Source organism: Micromonospora sp. NPDC049240, from assembly GCF_040647835.1.
GTDB lineage: Bacteria > Actinomycetota > Actinomycetes > Mycobacteriales > Micromonosporaceae > Micromonospora.
Genome location: NZ_JBEZCX010000002.1, coordinates 1 through 16069 on the forward strand (window position 1 = coordinate 1; position 16069 = coordinate 16069).

The window sequence follows — 16069 nt, forward strand, 5'->3', positions numbered from 1 at the left end:
CCTGTACACGCTCTACGACGGGTCGCTTCCCCCCGGCTACAGCCCGATGAAGAAGCAGGGCGCGATCATCCTGGGCAGCGGCGGCGACTGCTGCAAGCCCGGCGGTGGCGCCAACCTGAGCGCCGGCACGTTCTACGAGGGCGCCATGGTCGCCGGTTATCCGTCCGACGCGACCGAGAACGCGGTCCAGGCCAACGTCGTGGCCGCCGGCTACCGCTGAGACCACCCGCACCCCCCACCGGAAGGACAATGATGTTAGCGCTATCAACGAGACCTGATCGCCGTGGTCGGCGCAGGCTCGCGCTGCTCGCGAGTCTGCTCGCGATGATCGGGCTGTTCCCGGCGATCGCCCGGGCGGACAACCCGATCGTGCAGACGATCTACACGGCCGACCCGGCACCACTTGTCTACAACGGCCGGGTCTACCTCTACACCGGTCACGACGAGGACAACTCGACCTGGTTCACCATGAAGGAGTGGCGGGTCTACTCGTCCGACGACATGGTCAACTGGACCGACCACGGTTCCCCGCTCAGCCTCGCCACCTTCAGCTGGGCCAAGCAGGACGCGTGGGCCGGCCAGGCGATCTACCGCAACGGCAAGTTCTACTGGTACGTACCCATGGTCGTGCGGGCGACCGGCCAGATGGGCATCGGGGTGGCGGTCGCCGACAGCCCGACCGGCCCGTTCCGGGACGCCATCGGCCGCCCCCTGGTGAGCAACGGCGAGATCGACCCCACCGTGTTCATCGACGACGACGGCCAGGCGTACCTCTACTGGGGCAACCCGCGGCTGTGGTACGTGAAGCTGAACGCGGACATGACCTCGTACTCCGGCAGCCCGACGCAGATCCCGCTGACCACCGCGGGTTTCGGCACGCGGACCGGGGACGCGAACCGGCCCACCCTCTACGAGGAGGGGCCGTGGGTCTACAAGCGCAACAACCTCTACTACAACGTGTTCGCCGCCAAGTGCTGCTCGGAGTTCCTCGCCTACTCGACGGCGCCCGGCCCGCTCGGGCCGTGGACCTACCGCGGCACGGTCATGCCCACCCAGGGCAGCAGCTTCACCAACCACCCCGGGATCGTCGACTTCAAGGGCAACTCCTACCTCTTCTACCACAACGGCGCGTTGCCGGGCGGCGGCGGTTTCACCCGGTCGGTGGCGGTGGAGAAGTTCACCTACGGCGCGGACGGCTCGATCCCGACCATGTCCATGACCACCACCGGGCCCCCGCAGGTCGGCACGTTGAACCCGTACGTCCGGCAGGAGGCCGAGACGATCGCCTGGGGGCAGGGCGTCGAGACCGAGGTGGCCAGCGGCGGCGGCATGAACGTCGGCTACATCGACAACGGGGACTACATCAAGGTCAAGGGCGTGGCGTTCGGCACCGGCGCGACCTCGTACACCGCCCGGGTGGCCTCGGCCGGCAGCGGCGGCACCATCGAGCTGCGCCTGGACGGCACCAGCGGCCCGCTGGTCGGCACCTGCCGGGTGTCCGGCACCGGCGGCTGGCAGACCTGGGCCGACACCACCTGCCCGGTCAGCGGCGCCACCGGCACCCACGACCTGTACCTGCGGTTCACCGGCGGCAGCGGCTCGCTGTTCAACCTCGACCACTGGCGGTTCAGCTCCGGCACCAGCACCCCGCCGCCCACCACCCCGCCGCCGACGACCCCGCCGCCCACCACTCCCCCGCCGACCACGCCGCCGCCGACCAACGGCCCCTGCACCGCCAGCTACCGCACCACCAGCACCTGGTCCGGTGGCTTCCAGGGCGAGGTGACGGTCACCGCCGGCGCCTCGGCGATCAACGGCTGGACGGTGGGCTGGAGCCTGGCCGGCGGCCAGAGCATCAGCCAGATCTGGGGCGGGACGCTGAGCACCAGCGGCTCCACGGCGACGGTCCGCAACGTGTCCTACAACGGCTCGGTGCCGGCCGCCGGCTCGACCACGTTCGGCTTCCTCGCGAACGGCTCGCCGTCGACCCCGTCCCTCACCTGCACCAGCCCCTGAGAGGAGCAGACATTGCGTACCGGAAAATGGCTCGCCGCGGTCGCGGCGCTGGCCCTGTCGGTCACCGGCGTGCTGGCCCCGGCCGGCCCGGCGGCGGCCGAGTCCAACGGCGGGGTGCGGGTGATGCCGCTCGGCGACTCGATCACCGAGGGCACCCAGGTCCCGGGCGGCTCCCGGATCGGGCTGTGGCAGCGGCTCGCCGCCGGTGGCTACCGGGTCGACTTCGTCGGCTCCCAGTTCAACGGGCCGAGCAACCTCGGCGACCACGACCACGAGGGCCACCCGGGCTGGCGGATCGACCAGATCGACGCCAACATCACCGGCTGGCTCAACACCTACCAGCCGCGCACCGTGCTGCTGCACATCGGCACCAACGACATCCTGCAGAACTACAACGTCTCCACCGCGCCGAACCGGCTCTCCACGCTGATCGACCGGATCACCACGACGGCGCCCAACGCCGACGTGTTCGTGGCGCAGATCATCCCGTTGGCCAACGCCGGCCAGGAGTCGGCGGTGCGGACGTTCAACGCCGCCCTGCCCGGCATCGTGCAGTCCAAGGTGAACGCCGGCAAGCGCGTCCACCTGGTCGACCAGCACGCGGCGCTGACCACCGCCGACCTGATCGACGGCATCCACCCGACGGCCACCGGCTACGACAAGATGGCCGCCGTCTGGTACGCCGCGTTGCAGTCGGTGTCCGGCAGTATCGGCACGCCGGGCACCGGCGGCGGCACCTACCAGAACGTGCAACTGGTCGGTGCCGGGTCGGGCCGGTGCCTGGACGTGCCGAACGGCAGCACCACCAACGGCACCCAGGTGCAGTTGTACGACTGCTGGGGCGGCACCATGCAGCGCTGGACGTACACCGCCAGCAAGCAGTTGCAGGTGCTCGGCAACAAGTGCCTGGACGCGAACGGGCGCGGGACCGCGAACGGCACGGCGGTCATCATCTGGGACTGCAACGGGCAGACCAACCAGCAGTGGAACGTGAACGCCAACGGCACGATCAGCGGCGTGCAGTCCGGTCGCTGCCTGGACGCGGCCGGCTACGGCACCGCCAACGGCACGCGGATCAACCTGTGGGACTGCCACAACGGCTCCAACCAGCTCTGGAGCACCCGCAGCTGAGGTGAAAGGCGGGGCCCCTTCTTAACGCCTCCGGCATAGAAGGGGCCCCTTCTCACCCTTGACGGAAGGAGTACGTCATGCCGAGACATCGGCTCGTCGTCGGGGTCATCGCGGGGGTGGCGGGGCTCGTGCTCGCCATGGGCGGCGCCGCGCTCGCCGCCGGGCAAGGGCCCGTCGGCGTCGGCCCGCTGGCGGCGACCGCCGGCTGCGGCAAGGCGCCGGCGCTGACCAGCGGCTCGCACACGATCTCCAGCGGCGGCCAGAACCGCTCGTACATCCTGCGGATCCCCGACAACTACGACAACAACCGCCCGTACAAGCTGATCTTCGGCTTCCACTGGAACGGCGGCACCGCGGGCGACGTCGACTCGGGTGGGACCAGCGGCTACCTGTGGTCCTACTACGGGGTCCGGGCGCTGGCGAACAACAGCGCCATCTTCGTGGCGCCGCAGGGCAACGGCAACGGCTGGGCCAACCCGAACGGTCAGGACCTGACCTTCGTCGACGACATGGTCCGCACGTTCGAAGCCGGCCTCTGCGTCGACACCACGCAGCGGTACGCGATGGGCTTCAGCTACGGCGGCGGCATGAGCTACGCCATCGCGTGCGCCCGGGCGAACGTGTTCCGCGCGGTCGCGGTCTACTCGGGCGCGAACCTCAGCGGGTGCAACGGCGGCACCCAGCCCATCGCGTACCTGGGAATTCACGGGCTGCGGGACGGCACGCTGCCGATCTCGGCGGGGCGTTCGCTGCGCGACCAGTTCGTCCGGAACAACGGCTGCACCCCGCAGAATCCGCCCGAGCCGGCGCAGGGCAGCCTGACGCACGTCGTCACGTACTACTCGGGCTGCCGGGCCGGCTACCCGGTGGCCTGGGGCGCGTTCGACGGGCCGCACGCCCCCAATGCCGTGGACGGCACCGCCGACCCGTTCGCACCCGGCGAGCGGTCCTGGACCCAGGCGGTGGTCTGGCGGTTCTTCACCCAGTTCGACGGCACCACGCCGACGAACCCGCCGACCACCCCGCCGCCGGCGTCCGCCCGGCAGCTCGTCGGCGGGCAGTCCGGCCGCTGCGTCACCGCACCCGCCCAGACCTCCGGTACGCAGGTGCAGTTGCAGGACTGCGCCGGGCAGTCCGGCCAGCTCTGGACCGCCACCTCCGGCCGGCAGTTGCAGCTCGCCGGCAACCTCTGCCTGGACGCGAGCGGCGCCGGCACCGCCAACGGCACCGCGGTGATCGTGTGGACCTGCAACGGCCAGGCCAACCAGCAGTGGACCGTCAACGCCAACGGTTCGATCATCGGCGCGCAGTCGGGGCTCTGTCTCGATGCCAACGCCGCCGGCACCGCCAACGGCACGCGGCTCATCCTCTGGGCCTGCAACGGCGGCGCCAACCAGCAGTGGAGCTGGCGCTGACGTGTTAAGCGGGGCCCCTTCCCATGCCGTAGGCGTTAGGAAGGGGCCCCGCCTTACGTCAGCTCCGGAGGGTCCAGCGTTGGTTGGCGCCGTTGAGGCACTGCCAGAGCTGGACCTTGGTGCCGTTGGTGGTGCCGAACGCGCTGGCGTCCAGGCACAGCCCGGACTGTACGCCGGTGATCGAGCCGTCGGCGTTGAGGTTCCACTGCTGGTTGGCCTGGCCGTTGCAGTCCCAGACGACCACCGCGGTGCCGTTGGCGGTGCCCTGACCGGAGGCGTCCAGGCACTTGGTGCCGTACACCGTGAGCTGCTTGCCCGTGGTGTAGCTGAAACGCTGGTTCGTGCCACCGTGGCAGTCCCAGAGCTGGACCTGGGTGCCGTTGGTGGTGGTGGAGCCGGGCACGTCCACGCACCGGCCGGACTGGCCGCCGACGATCTGGACGTTCTGGTTGGTGGGTACGCCGCCGCCGGGCGGCAGCAGGGTGACGGTGGACGTGTCGTTGATGTTCGCGTGCGACACGGTGACCGTGGTGCCGTTGTTGGCCAGGGTCACCACGCTGTCCCGGACCGTGACCGGGCCGGCCACGGCGCCGCCGCTGTTGTACGGGATGTTCTGCACCACCACCCGGACCTGGTTGTTCACCACGATCCCGCTGGTCGCGTCCAGGCGCTGGACGTTGAGGGTGACGTTGCCGGTGGTCGAGTTGCCGCCCACGAGGATCTTCGCCGAGCCGGCGTCCCGGGTGGCGAACGCGTCGTAGGAGGCGCTCGGCGTGACCGCGACGATCTGGCCGGTCATCGAGCCGTAGAACTGGTAGGCCCACCATTCGCCCCTGGGCTGGTACTGCCCGCTGGAGTTTCGGGTGAGCAGGCTGGCCAGGTCGTTGTGCAGGTTCTGACCGCCGGCCCAGTTGGCCCGCAGCCCGTCCGCGCCGGCGCGTTCCAGCCGGGCCAGGTACCACGCCCCGCCGGCCGGGTTCTGCTGGTTGGACGCGCCGTACTCGTTGATCTGGTGGGGTCGCGGGTGCGGGATGCCCCGGGAGTCGAGCGTCTGGTTGGCGGTGGCCACGTTCGCCACCGGGTCACCGGGCAGCGAGTGCCAGCTGAAGATGTCCGGCACCACGTTGTTGGCCTTGACGTAGTCGAGATACTGCGTCCACCAGCCGCTGGTGGACGGCACGCACGCGCAGCTCGGCCCGACGATCAGCATGCCCGGGAACGTGGCGCGGATGCGTTGGTAGGTGCGTCGCCACAGCTCGAAGTACTGCGACTGGGGCCGGTTCCAGAACAGGCTGATGTTCGGCTCGTTCCAGATGTCCCACTGCACCGTGATCCCGGCCGCGCGTACGTCGGCGAAGAGTCGGTCCAGGAAGCGGTCGTAGTCGCTCCAGTCGCCGTTGTCGCCGGGGAAGCGGCTGATCGCGGCGCCGTCGGCGCCCCACAGGTCGTGGTCGAGCAGCACGAACGTGCCGCCCAGGGCCGCGGTGCGTCGGGCCTGCGCCACGGTGGCGTTCCACCGGCGGTCGTAGCCACCGCCGACCCAGCCCTGGCCCGGCAGTTGGGCGCCCCCGGCGCGCATGGCCCGGAACCGCACGTCCCGGAAGTAGTTGTCCGGCGGGTTCTGACCGTTCTCGGTCATCCCGTAGATCCAGCCCGAGCCACGGTAGGTCGGCGTACCGAGCGCGGTGGAGAAGGTGACGGTGAGCGACTCGTCGGCGGCCCGGGCGGGGGCCGCGACGACCGCGAGCGAGCAGACGACGGCGACGGTGCCGGCCGCGATCCGGGCGGCGAGGCCACGGATCCGGGGTGCCCGGGGGCGGGGGAGGTCCACTGGTGACTCCTTCGGCAGGGCGGGGATGCTGCGGAGGACGTCCTGGCGAATCGATTCGCCGCGCAGCTTAGGCGTTGACATCGATAAATGTCAACGCAATGACCCGGCTGTGACATCGGTGTTTCCTGAGCAGGCATCGAACATCTTGACCGTCTCGCCGGAGCGGCCTATGTTCGGTCGAACCGATTCGCCCACCGCTTGCCGAGGGGGCACACCATGACGACATCCGCGTGGCGGCGGGGCGTGGCCGGCGCCGCCCTGACCGCTCTCGTCCTCGCCGGCGGCGCCTGCGCCGCGACGGACGGCCCGGACCGCGGTACCGGCGGGGCCGCGTACACGGTCTGGGACCCGTATCCGCAGTTCGCCGCCGGATCCGACTGGGAGAAGCTGCTCCAGAGTTGCGGCAGCGCCGCGGGCGTGACGGTGCGCCGCACCGGTTACGACACCACGGACCTGACCAACAAGGCGCTGCTCGCGGCCCAGCAGAGCAACTCACCTGACGTGCTGATCATCGACAACCCGGTGATCTCGACGCTGGCCCAGGCCGGCGCGTTGACCTCGGCGGACGAGACCGGGCTGGACACCTCCGCGTCCGCGCCCAACCTGCTCGGCGCCGGCCGGCTCGACGGCAGGGCGTACGGCGTCCCGATCGGGGCCAACACGCTCGCGCTCTGGTACAACAAGGATCTGCTGGGTCGGGCCGGCGTGGACGTCGCGTCGGTGACGGACTGGCCCTCGCTGACCGCCGCGCTGGCGAAGGTCACGGCCGCCGGCAAGAAGGGCATCACGTTCTCGGCGATCGGCACCGAGGAGGGCAGCTTCCAGTTCCTGCCCTGGTTCTGGGGTTCCGGCGCCCGCCTCACCGCGCTGGACTCGCCGCCGGCGGTGTCCGCGCTGACGCTGTGGAAGGACTGGCTGACCCGGGGGTACGCGCCGAACTCCGTCATCAACAACACCCAGACGACCAGTTGGCAGGAGTTCGCCGGTGGTGACTTCGCGTTCGCCGAGAACGGCACCTGGCAGCGCGCCAACGCCGAGAAGCTCGACTTCGCGTACGGGATCATCCCGGTGCCGGCCAGCGCCGGCGGCACCGCACCGGCCCCGACCGGCGGCGAGTTCGTCTCCGTCCCGGTGCAGCGCGACACCGGCCGGTACGACGTCTCGCGCCGCCTGGTGTCCTGCCTGACCAGCCCGGACAACCTGCTGACCACCGACACCACGCTGTCGTACGTCGCGCCGGTGGCGGCCGTGCAACAGAAGCAGGTCGCGGCCGATCCCGCGCTGAAGGTGTGGGTCGACGCGGTGAACGCCGCCAAGGGCCGCACCGGCGACGACCTCGGCACGCGGTACCCGAAGATCTCCGAGCAGCTCTGGACCGCCGTGCAGGGCGCGCTCAGCGGCGCGAAGACGCCGCGGGCGGCGCTGTCCGCCGCCCAGGGCGCGGTCGCCAAGTAGCTCCATGAGCCGAAACCGCACCGACCGGTGGACGGCGTGGGCGTTCCTGGCCCCGGTCACGATCTATCTGCTGGCCTTCTACGCCTACCCGCTCTACCGCAACGTCGAGCTGAGCCTGCGGCGTTACACGGTCCGGTCGTTCGTCTCCGGCGGCGCCCCGTTCGCCGGGCTGGACAACTACCGGGACGTGCTGACCCACCCGACGTTCGGGCCGGCGCTCGCGCACACGGCGGTGTTCACGGCGGTGTCGCTGCTGTTCCAGTTCGCCATCGGGCTGGCGCTCGCGGTCTTCTTCCACCGGCACTTCCCGTTGTCGCCGACGCTGCGGGCGTTGTTCCTCGTACCCTGGCTGCTGCCGCTGATCGTCTCGGCCTCCACCTGGTCGTGGATGCTCAACAGCGACGCCGGCGTGGTCAACGCCGCGCTCGGCGCGCTCGGCGTCGACCCGGTCAACTGGCTGACGTCGCCGCGGTGGTCGCTGGTCTCGGTGATCATCGCGAACATCTGGATCGGCGTCCCGTTCAACCTGGTGGTCCTCTACAGCGGCCTCCAGGCGATCCCGACCGACGTGTACGAGGCCGCGGCGCTGGACGGGGCGAGCGGGTCACAACGGTTCTGGCGAATCACGTTCCCGCTGCTGCGGCCGGTGTCGGCGATCACCCTGCTGCTCGGGCTGATCTACACGCTGAAGGTCTTCGACATCATCTGGATCATGACGCGGGGTGGTCCGACCGACTCGTCCACGACGTTCGCCACCTGGTCCTACCGGCTCGGCTTCGGCAGCCTGCTGCCCGAGTTCGGGCCGGGCGCGGCGGTCGGCAACCTGCTGATCGTGGTCGCCCTCGGGTTCGGGTTGGCCTACGTCCGGGCCCAGCGGAGGCAGCGGTGGTGAGCAGCGGGCGGGGCCGGGGCGGCTGGTGGCGTACCGGCCTGGGGGTGGTGTTCACCGCGCTGATGCTGTTCCCCGTCTACTGGATGGTCAACGTGTCCCTCACCCGGGACACCGACCTGCGCGCCGACCCGCCGCACCTGTTCCCGACGCACGGCACCGTCGAGGGCTACCAGGTGGTGCTGCGGGACCAGTTGCCGTACCTCGGCACCAGCCTGCTGATCGGGCTCGGCACGGTGGCGCTGACCGTGGCCCTCGCCGCGCCCGCCGGCTACGCCCTGGCCACGTTGCGCCCGGTCGGCGGCGGCGTGCTCCGGTTCGTGCTGCTGATCGCGCAGATGATTCCCGGGATCATCATGGCGATGGGGTGCTACGCCATCTATCTCCGGCTCGGCATGCTCAACTCGGCGGCCGGCCTGGTGCTGGCCGACTCCACCATCGCCGTGCCGTTCGGCGTGCTGATCTTCACGGCGTTCATGTCCGGCATCCCGGGCGAGGTGCTCCAGGCCGCCGTGGTGGACGGCGCGGGCCGGTGGCGGACGTTCCGCTCGGTGGTGCTGCCACTGAGCCGCAGCTCGATCATCACGGTGTCCCTGTTCGCCTTCCTCTGGGCCTGGTCGGACTTCCTGTTCGCGTCCACGCTGGACGCCGGCGGCGCCGCGCGGCCGGTGACACTCGGCATCTACCGCTACATCGGCAACAACAACCAGCAGTGGAACGCCATCATGGCGACCGCCGTGATCGCCTCCGTCCCCGCCACCGTCCTGCTGATCGTGGCCCAGCGGTACGTCGCCGCGGGCGTGACAGCCGGCGCGGTCAAGGACTGAGCGAGCCGTCCGCACCACAGAAAGGCAGTCACCCCCGATGACCGTCGCCCCCTCCGGCCCGACGTTCTCCGTCCGGGAGATCCCGTTCAGCCACTACGGGTCCTGGCTCAGCGTCTCCCCCGTGGTCGCCGAGCACACCTGGGCCGACGACCTGCACCTGGTCTCGCACCGCAACGGCATGCACCCGGTGCTCCGGTTCACCCCGCCGGCCGACGCCGAGGTGACGGCCCGACCGGCGCTGCTGAGCTGGCACGACCGGCACGGCCGGGTCGAGGTGACCTACGCGGGCCCGGACACGCTCCGGCTCCGCGGCCGCGGGGCCGGGCTGCGGATCAGCGCCGCCGCCGCCACGCTGACCCCGTTCAGCGGCACGTACCTCTACGACGACCCGGTGGACTCCGCGTTCGTGTTCACCTCGTACGAGACCGGCCGCCGGTACCGGGCCACCGTGCTCACCGGCGCCGCCGAGGCGGTCGGCACGCAGGCCCTCGGCACCGCGGCCCGCGGCCTGGTCCTGCCGGCCGACCGGCCGTGGGAGGTGGCGATCGAGGAGTACGCGACGGCCCGCCGACCGTACGCGGCCGACACGGACTTCGACGACCTGGTCGCCGCCGCCGACGCGGACTTCACCGCGTTCGTCGAGGCGGTCGCCCCGTGGCGCGGCCCGGCGACCCCGGCCGCCGAGCTGGCCGGGTACGTGTTGTGGTCGGCCACGGTGGCGCCGGCCGGCTTCGTCACCCGGCCGGCCACGCTGATGTCGAAGCACTGGATGAACAAGGTGTGGAGCTGGGACCACTGCTTCAACGCGCTCGCGCTGGCGGCCGGCCGGACCGACCTCGCCCGGCACCAGTTCCACCTGCCGTTCGACCATCAGGATCCGGCCGGCGCGCTGCCCGACTCGGTGACGCACTCGGAGGTCCTGCACAACTTCGTCAAGCCGCCCGTACACGGCTGGGCGTGGCGGCAGTTGCGGCGACGGTCCGGTCGGACGGTGCCGCGCGCGGAGCTGGTCGAGGTCTACGAGCGGCTGACCCGGTGGACCACGTTCTGGCTGGACCACCGGCGGGCGCCCGGCCGACGGCTGCCGCACTACCAGCACGGCAACGACAGCGGCTGGGACAACGCCACGACCTTCGACGACGACCGGGTGATCGAGGCGCCCGACCTCGCCGCCCTGCTGGTGACGCAGGTGGAGTGCCTCGCGGAGCTGGCCGCCGAACTGGACCGCCCGGCGGAGGCGGCGCGGTGGGCCGATGTCGCCGGCGAGGTCCGCGACGCGCTGCTGGGCGAGCTGTGGACCGGTGAGCGGTTCACCGCGCGCAGCGCGCGGACCGGCGCGAGCAGGTCCAGCACCAGCCTGCTCGACCTGATGCCGATCGTGCTCGGCGAGACGCTCCCGGCCGGTGTCGCCGCCACGCTCGCCCGCCGGCTCGAGGCCCACCTCACCGAGCACGGGCTGGCCACCGAGCCACTCGACTCACCGCACCACGTGGCCGACGGGTACTGGCGCGGCCCGATCTGGGCCCCGGCCACCGTCCTGATCGAGGACGGCCTGCGCCGGGCCGGGCACGTCGCGCTCGCCGACGAGGTCAGCCGGCGGTTCCGGCTGCTGTGCGAACGGTCCGGCTTCGCCGAGAACTTCGACGCCAAGACCGGCGCGGGCCTGCGGGACCGGGCGTACACCTGGACCGCGAGCGGCTATCTGCTGCTCGCCGGCGACGACCGGCGGCGGCGGGGGTGAGCGGAAGGCCCGGGGTGCGGTCAGGACGCGCCGCGCCGCGCCGGCGCCGGGCCGGTGCTGGCGCGCAGCGAGACCGGCGGGCGGTAGAGCCGGTGCCGTGGCGCGGTCCCGGGCGCGGCGATCCGCTCCAGCAGGAGCGACACCGCCTCCGCGCCCATGTCGACGATCGGCACGTCCGCGGCGGTCAGCGGCGGACGGAGATTCTCCGCCCAGTGCCGCGCGGCGACGCCGGTGAGCGAGAAGTCGCGCGGCACCACGAGCCCGGCGGACTCCAGTGCCCGCTGCATGCCGGGCAGCGCCGCCTCGTTGACGGTGGCCACGGCGGTGACCTCGGGACGGGTCGCCAGCAGCTCCTCGACGCACGCCTCACCGGCGGCGACGTCGTCGCCGCAGCAGACGTCGACGCCGGTCAGGCCACGTTCCGCGACCGCCGCGGCGAAGCCGCTCAGCGCCCGGCAGCCGGGGCCGTAGCCGGCGGCGACGAGTTCCGCCGAGCGGTTGACCAGGGCGACGTGGCGGTGCCCCAGGTCCGCCAGGTGGTGCACACAACTGGCGATGAGACCGTCGTAGTCCACGTCCACCCAGCTCGTGCCCGCCGGCCGGGCGGTGCGGCCGATGGTCACGAACGGCAGGCCGGTCTGCTCCAGCCGGGTCACCCGCTCGTCGGTGAGCCGGATCTCCATCAGCACGACGCCGTCGACACGGCGGCCGGTCACGATCCGTTCGAACGACCGGTCGTGGTCACCGCCGGACGGCGACAGCAGCACGTCGAGGTCGGCCCGCGCGGCGGCCTCGACCACGCTGGCGACGAAGCCGAGCTGCATGTCGGTGAGGCGTCGGCTGGCGGGCGGGATGACCAGGCCGATGGTGCGGGTCCGGCCCTCCTTGAGGGCGCGCGCGCTCGCGTTGGGGCGGTAGTCCAGCTCGTCGATGACCGCCTGGATGCGCTGCCGGGTGGCCGCCGAGACCGGCCGCTTGCCGCTCAGCACGTACGACACGGTGCTGCGGGACACCCCGGCCCGCCGGGCGATCTCACCGATGTTCATCCCGCTCCCGGCAACGGTCGTCGAATCGGTTCACCTGGTGGGACGACCCTAGGTCGGGGCGGTGACGGGTGTCAACGCGCGTTTCCGCCAACCAATCGACTTGTTTCGATATTGACAACTGCTTAACATGAGACGTCATACCTATAAGCGCCGCTGGAGGTTCCGTGAACGCATCCGCCCTGCGACGGTCGGCCGTGACCGGCCTCGCGCTGGCCACGGCGATCGCCGGTGTCGCCGTCGCGGCCTTCGCCACGTCCGCCTCGGCCGCCGCCACCACCGTGTACGCGTCCCCCGGCGGCACCGGCAGCGGCTGCACCGCCGCCCAGCCATGTTCGTTGTCCACCGCCCAGGCCACCGTGCGCTCGCTGGTCGGCGGCATGTCGGACGACATCGTGGTGCAGCTCTCCGACGGCGTCTACCGGGTGACGTCACCACTGACGTTCGGCGCGGCCGACTCCGGCACCAACGGCCACACCGTGCGGTGGCAGGCCGCCTCCGGGGCCCACCCGGTGATCAGCGGCGCGAAGCAGGTGACCGGCTGGTCGGTCGCGGACTCCGGCCGCAACATCTGGCGGGCGAGCGTCGGCGCCGGGCAGAACACCCGGCAGCTCTACGTCGACGGCCAACTGGCCACCCGGGCCCGGACGGCGGTGAGCCGGTCGGACTTCAGCGCCTCGGCCACCGGCCTGCGGATCACCAACGGCAACCTGAACTACCTGAACAACCTGGCCAACGCCAACCGGGTCGAGGTGGAGGGCATCAACTCGTTCACCGACCGGTACTCGCCGGTGCAGAGCATCAGCGGCGGGCTGCTCACCATGGCGCAGCCGGCCTGGAACAACAACAACTTCGGCTACGACACCCTGATGAACCCGTTCCGCGCCGGCCCGTTCTACCTGGTGAACGCGTACGAGTTCCTCGACTCCCCCGGCGAGTGGTACGTCGACACCGGCACCGGCACGCTCTACTACATCCCGCGCTCCGGGCAGAACATGTCCACCGTGGACGTCGAGTTCCCGGTGACGCAGTCGCTGGTCACCGTGGGCGGCAGCTACGCCAGCCCGGCGCACCACATCGCGTTCTCCGGCCTCACCTTCACCGGCACGAGCTGGCTGGGCCCCAGCAGCAACCAGGGTTGGGTCGACCAGCAGACCGGCTCCTACATCGCCGGCACCTGGTCCTGGCCCGCGTGGGGCTCCTGCACCTCCGGCTGCCAGCAGTTCGAGGCGGCCCGACCGAGCTGGTCCCAGATGCCCGCCGCGGTGCAGATCTCGGCCGCCAACACCATCACGTTCAGCGACTCCCAGTTCGTCAACCTGGGCCAGACCGCCGTGGGCATCGGCAACGACGCCAACGCGCACGCCACCGGCGTCGGGCTGGGCGCCAGCAACATCACCGTCACCCGGTCCGAGATCGCCCGCAACGCCGCCGGCGGCTTCGTCATCGGCGGCGTGCGCGCCGACGCGCACCACCCGAGCGACTCCCGGATGACCAACCGGGACATCACCGTCAGCAACAACCGGATCCACGACCTCGGCCTGGACTACCGCGGCATCAGCTCGGTGCTGCCCACGTACGTCACCAACGCCACGATCAGCCACAACGAGATCTACAACCTGCCGTACTCCGGCCTGACGATCGGGTACGGCTGGGGCGCCAACGACGCCGGCGGCAACAACGAGTACGCCCGCCGTGGCCTGTACAACTACCAGCCGCGCTACAGCACCCCGACCACCGCGTCGAACAACCGTGTGGTCGGCAACCACGTCCACGACGTGATGCAGCAGATGAACGACGGCGGGTGCATCTACACGCTGGGCTGGGACCCGAACGCGTTGATCAGCGAGAACTACTGCCTGCGGACCAACGGCTACTTCGGCGTCTACTTCGACGAGGGCTCCAAGTACTACACCGTCACCAACAACGTGTTCTCGAACACCGGCACCTGGGCCACCGCCAACTACTGGGGCGGCGAGAACATGGGCAACTGGACGCTCACCAACAACTGGTCGACCAACAACAGCACCAACGTCACCAACGGCGACCGCGGCAACGTGGTCTACGGCAACACGACGGTCAGCAACGGCAACTGGCCGGCCGGCGCGCAGACCGTGATGAACGCCGCCGGCCCGCAGGGTTCCGGCGGCCCGACCACCCCGCCGCCGAGCGGCACCGCCCAGCAGATCGTCGGCGGCCAGTCCGGTCGCTGCGTGGACGTGCCCAACTCGTCCACCACGAACGGCACCCAGGTCCAGCTCTGGGACTGCGGCAGCGCCACCGGGCAACGCTGGACCGTCACCGCCGGCCGGCAGCTCCAGGTGTACGGCAGCAAGTGCCTGGACGCCAACGGCCAGGGCACCAGCAACGGCACCGCCGTGATCATCTGGGACTGCAACGGCCAGCCCAACCAGCAGTGGACCGTCAACGCCAACGGCACCATCACCGGCCAGCAGTCCGGGCTCTGCCTGGACGCCAACGCCGCCGGCACCACCAACGGCACCAAGCTGATCCTGTGGGCCTGCAACGGCGGGGCCAACCAGCAGTGGAGCCTGCGGGGCTGACCGGGGCGCCGGCGAGGAGACGAACGTGAGGGTCACCGGCTACCGCAGCCTCACCACCGCGCACGACTGGGGACGGCTGATCGGCGACGCCAACGGGGTGATGCCGCGGACGCGTACCGACGTGCCCGTGCTGATCCTGGAGACCGACGTCGGTCTGGAAGGCGTCGGTCTCGGCCCGCACGGGGACGTCGAGCGGGTCTTCCGCGCGGTCGACGGCGCGGACCCCCGCGCCGCCCCGGCGCTCTACGACCGGATGCTGAACCAGGTCTTCAAGACCGGCCACGCGGGTGCGACGTTCGGCACCGTCGGCGCGCTCGACATGGCGTTGTGGGACCTCAAGGCGAAGGCGGCCGACGAGCCGCTCTGGCGCACCGTCGGCGCCGCCGACCGGTTCGTCCCCGGCTACGCCTCCGGGCTCGACATCGCCCTCGACGACGACGCGCTCGCGCGACTGTACGAGCGCTTCGCCGAACGGGGCTTCACCGCCGCCAAGCTCAAGGGCGGCCACGACGTCGGGCGGGACCGACGCCGGCTGGAGGCGGTCCGGGAGATCCTCGGCCGCAACACCAGCCGCCCGGCGCTGATGGTCGACGCCAACGAGTCGTGGAACCGCGCCCAGGCCGTCCGGTTCGTCACCGCGCTGGAGCGCACCGTCGACCTGACCTGGGTCGAGGAGCCGGTCCGCCGGTGGGACGCGGCCGGCCTCGCGGCGGTGCGGCACGGCGTCCGGGCGGCGGTCGCCACCGGCGAGAACCTCACCGGCCTGGAACAGTTCCGGCCCCTCCTGGACGCGGACGCCGTCGACGTCGTCCAGGTGGGCAGCGTCTGGGGCGTCACCCACTTCCTGCGGACCGCCGCGGTCGCGCACGGGCGGGACCTGCCGGTGAGCCCGGTGGCCTACCACGCCAACCCGCTGGCCGCCGCCGCCGCGGCGGTGCCCAACCACCTGTCGTGCGAGGTCCAGGACTTCACCTGGCCGATCGGGCTGACCGTGGACCAGGAGATCGCGGACGGCGGCATCGTCCTCGGCGACCGGCCGGGGCTGGGCATCGAGGTCGACGAGCAGCGCCTCGCGCCCACCGACGCGCCCCGCTCGGCGACCGGCCCGCACGTCCGGCCCGACCGCGCCGGCCTGCGGCTCGTCCCCGACCCCTGAG

Annotated in this window: 12 protein-coding genes; 10 read left to right on the forward strand and 2 right to left on the reverse strand. The window is 71.3% G+C overall.

Annotation, left to right across the window (positions count from 1 at the left end; translation table 11 throughout):
• The 4 genes from AB0B02_RS03280 to AB0B02_RS03295 all read left to right on the forward strand — a co-directional run.
• On the forward strand, nucleotides 1–220 hold a 220-nt coding region (locus tag AB0B02_RS03280), incomplete at its 5' end, for an arabinofuranosidase catalytic domain-containing protein (protein ID WP_357296557.1).
• Nucleotides 221–324: 104 nt separating this feature from the next.
• Complete coding sequence (locus AB0B02_RS03285) at nucleotides 325–2016, forward strand: family 43 glycosylhydrolase (RefSeq protein ID WP_357296558.1); 1692 nt, start codon at nucleotides 325–327, stop codon at nucleotides 2014–2016.
• 12 nt (nucleotides 2017–2028) lie between these two features.
• Entirely contained in the window at nucleotides 2029–3147 is a 1119-nt protein-coding gene (locus AB0B02_RS03290; RefSeq protein ID WP_281934899.1) for an RICIN domain-containing protein, read from the forward strand.
• A gap of 77 nt (nucleotides 3148–3224) precedes the next feature.
• Nucleotides 3225–4562: a ricin-type beta-trefoil lectin domain protein gene (locus AB0B02_RS03295; protein ID WP_357296559.1), complete on the forward strand. Its 1338-nt coding sequence runs from the start codon at nucleotides 3225–3227 to the stop codon at nucleotides 4560–4562.
• A gap of 58 nt (nucleotides 4563–4620) precedes the next feature.
• Here AB0B02_RS03295 and AB0B02_RS03300 read toward each other — a convergent pair whose 3' ends face one another.
• Complete coding sequence (locus AB0B02_RS03300; protein ID WP_357296560.1) at nucleotides 4621–6393, reverse strand: ricin-type beta-trefoil lectin domain protein; 1773 nt, start codon at nucleotides 6391–6393, stop codon at nucleotides 4621–4623.
• A 216-nt stretch (nucleotides 6394–6609) separates the two neighbouring features.
• On the opposite strand from AB0B02_RS03300, the gene AB0B02_RS03305 reads away from it, so the two are divergent.
• From AB0B02_RS03305 to AB0B02_RS03320, 4 genes are all read left to right on the forward strand, one after another.
• Nucleotides 6610–7848 (forward strand): extracellular solute-binding protein, encoded by a 1239-nt coding sequence (locus tag AB0B02_RS03305; RefSeq protein ID WP_281934905.1) that lies wholly within the window; start codon nucleotides 6610–6612, stop codon nucleotides 7846–7848.
• A gap of 4 nt (nucleotides 7849–7852) precedes the next feature.
• Nucleotides 7853–8740 (forward strand): sugar ABC transporter permease, encoded by an 888-nt coding sequence (locus AB0B02_RS03310; RefSeq protein WP_281934907.1) that lies wholly within the window; start codon nucleotides 7853–7855, stop codon nucleotides 8738–8740.
• Between the two features lie 62 nt (nucleotides 8741–8802).
• Nucleotides 8803–9564 (forward strand): carbohydrate ABC transporter permease, encoded by a 762-nt coding sequence (locus AB0B02_RS03315; protein WP_281936237.1) that lies wholly within the window; start codon nucleotides 8803–8805, stop codon nucleotides 9562–9564.
• A 37-nt stretch (nucleotides 9565–9601) separates the two neighbouring features.
• Nucleotides 9602–11305 carry a glycogen debranching protein gene (locus AB0B02_RS03320; RefSeq protein ID WP_357296561.1) on the forward strand — a complete coding sequence of 568 codons (1704 nt, stop codon included), beginning with the start codon at nucleotides 9602–9604 and terminating at the stop codon, nucleotides 11303–11305.
• A 20-nt stretch (nucleotides 11306–11325) separates the two neighbouring features.
• Here AB0B02_RS03320 and AB0B02_RS03325 read toward each other — a convergent pair whose 3' ends face one another.
• A complete protein-coding gene (locus AB0B02_RS03325) occupies nucleotides 11326–12351 on the reverse strand; it encodes a LacI family DNA-binding transcriptional regulator (protein WP_357296562.1) in 1026 nt (341 codons plus the stop codon).
• A 164-nt stretch (nucleotides 12352–12515) separates the two neighbouring features.
• On the opposite strand from AB0B02_RS03325, the gene AB0B02_RS03330 reads away from it, so the two are divergent.
• A complete protein-coding gene (locus AB0B02_RS03330; RefSeq protein WP_357296563.1) occupies nucleotides 12516–14912 on the forward strand; it encodes an RICIN domain-containing protein in 2397 nt (798 codons plus the stop codon).
• Nucleotides 14913–14937: 25 nt separating this feature from the next.
• Nucleotides 14938–16068 carry a mandelate racemase/muconate lactonizing enzyme family protein gene (locus AB0B02_RS03335; RefSeq protein ID WP_357296564.1) on the forward strand — a complete coding sequence of 377 codons (1131 nt, stop codon included), beginning with the start codon at nucleotides 14938–14940 and terminating at the stop codon, nucleotides 16066–16068.
• Nucleotide 16069: the final 1 nt, after the last annotated feature.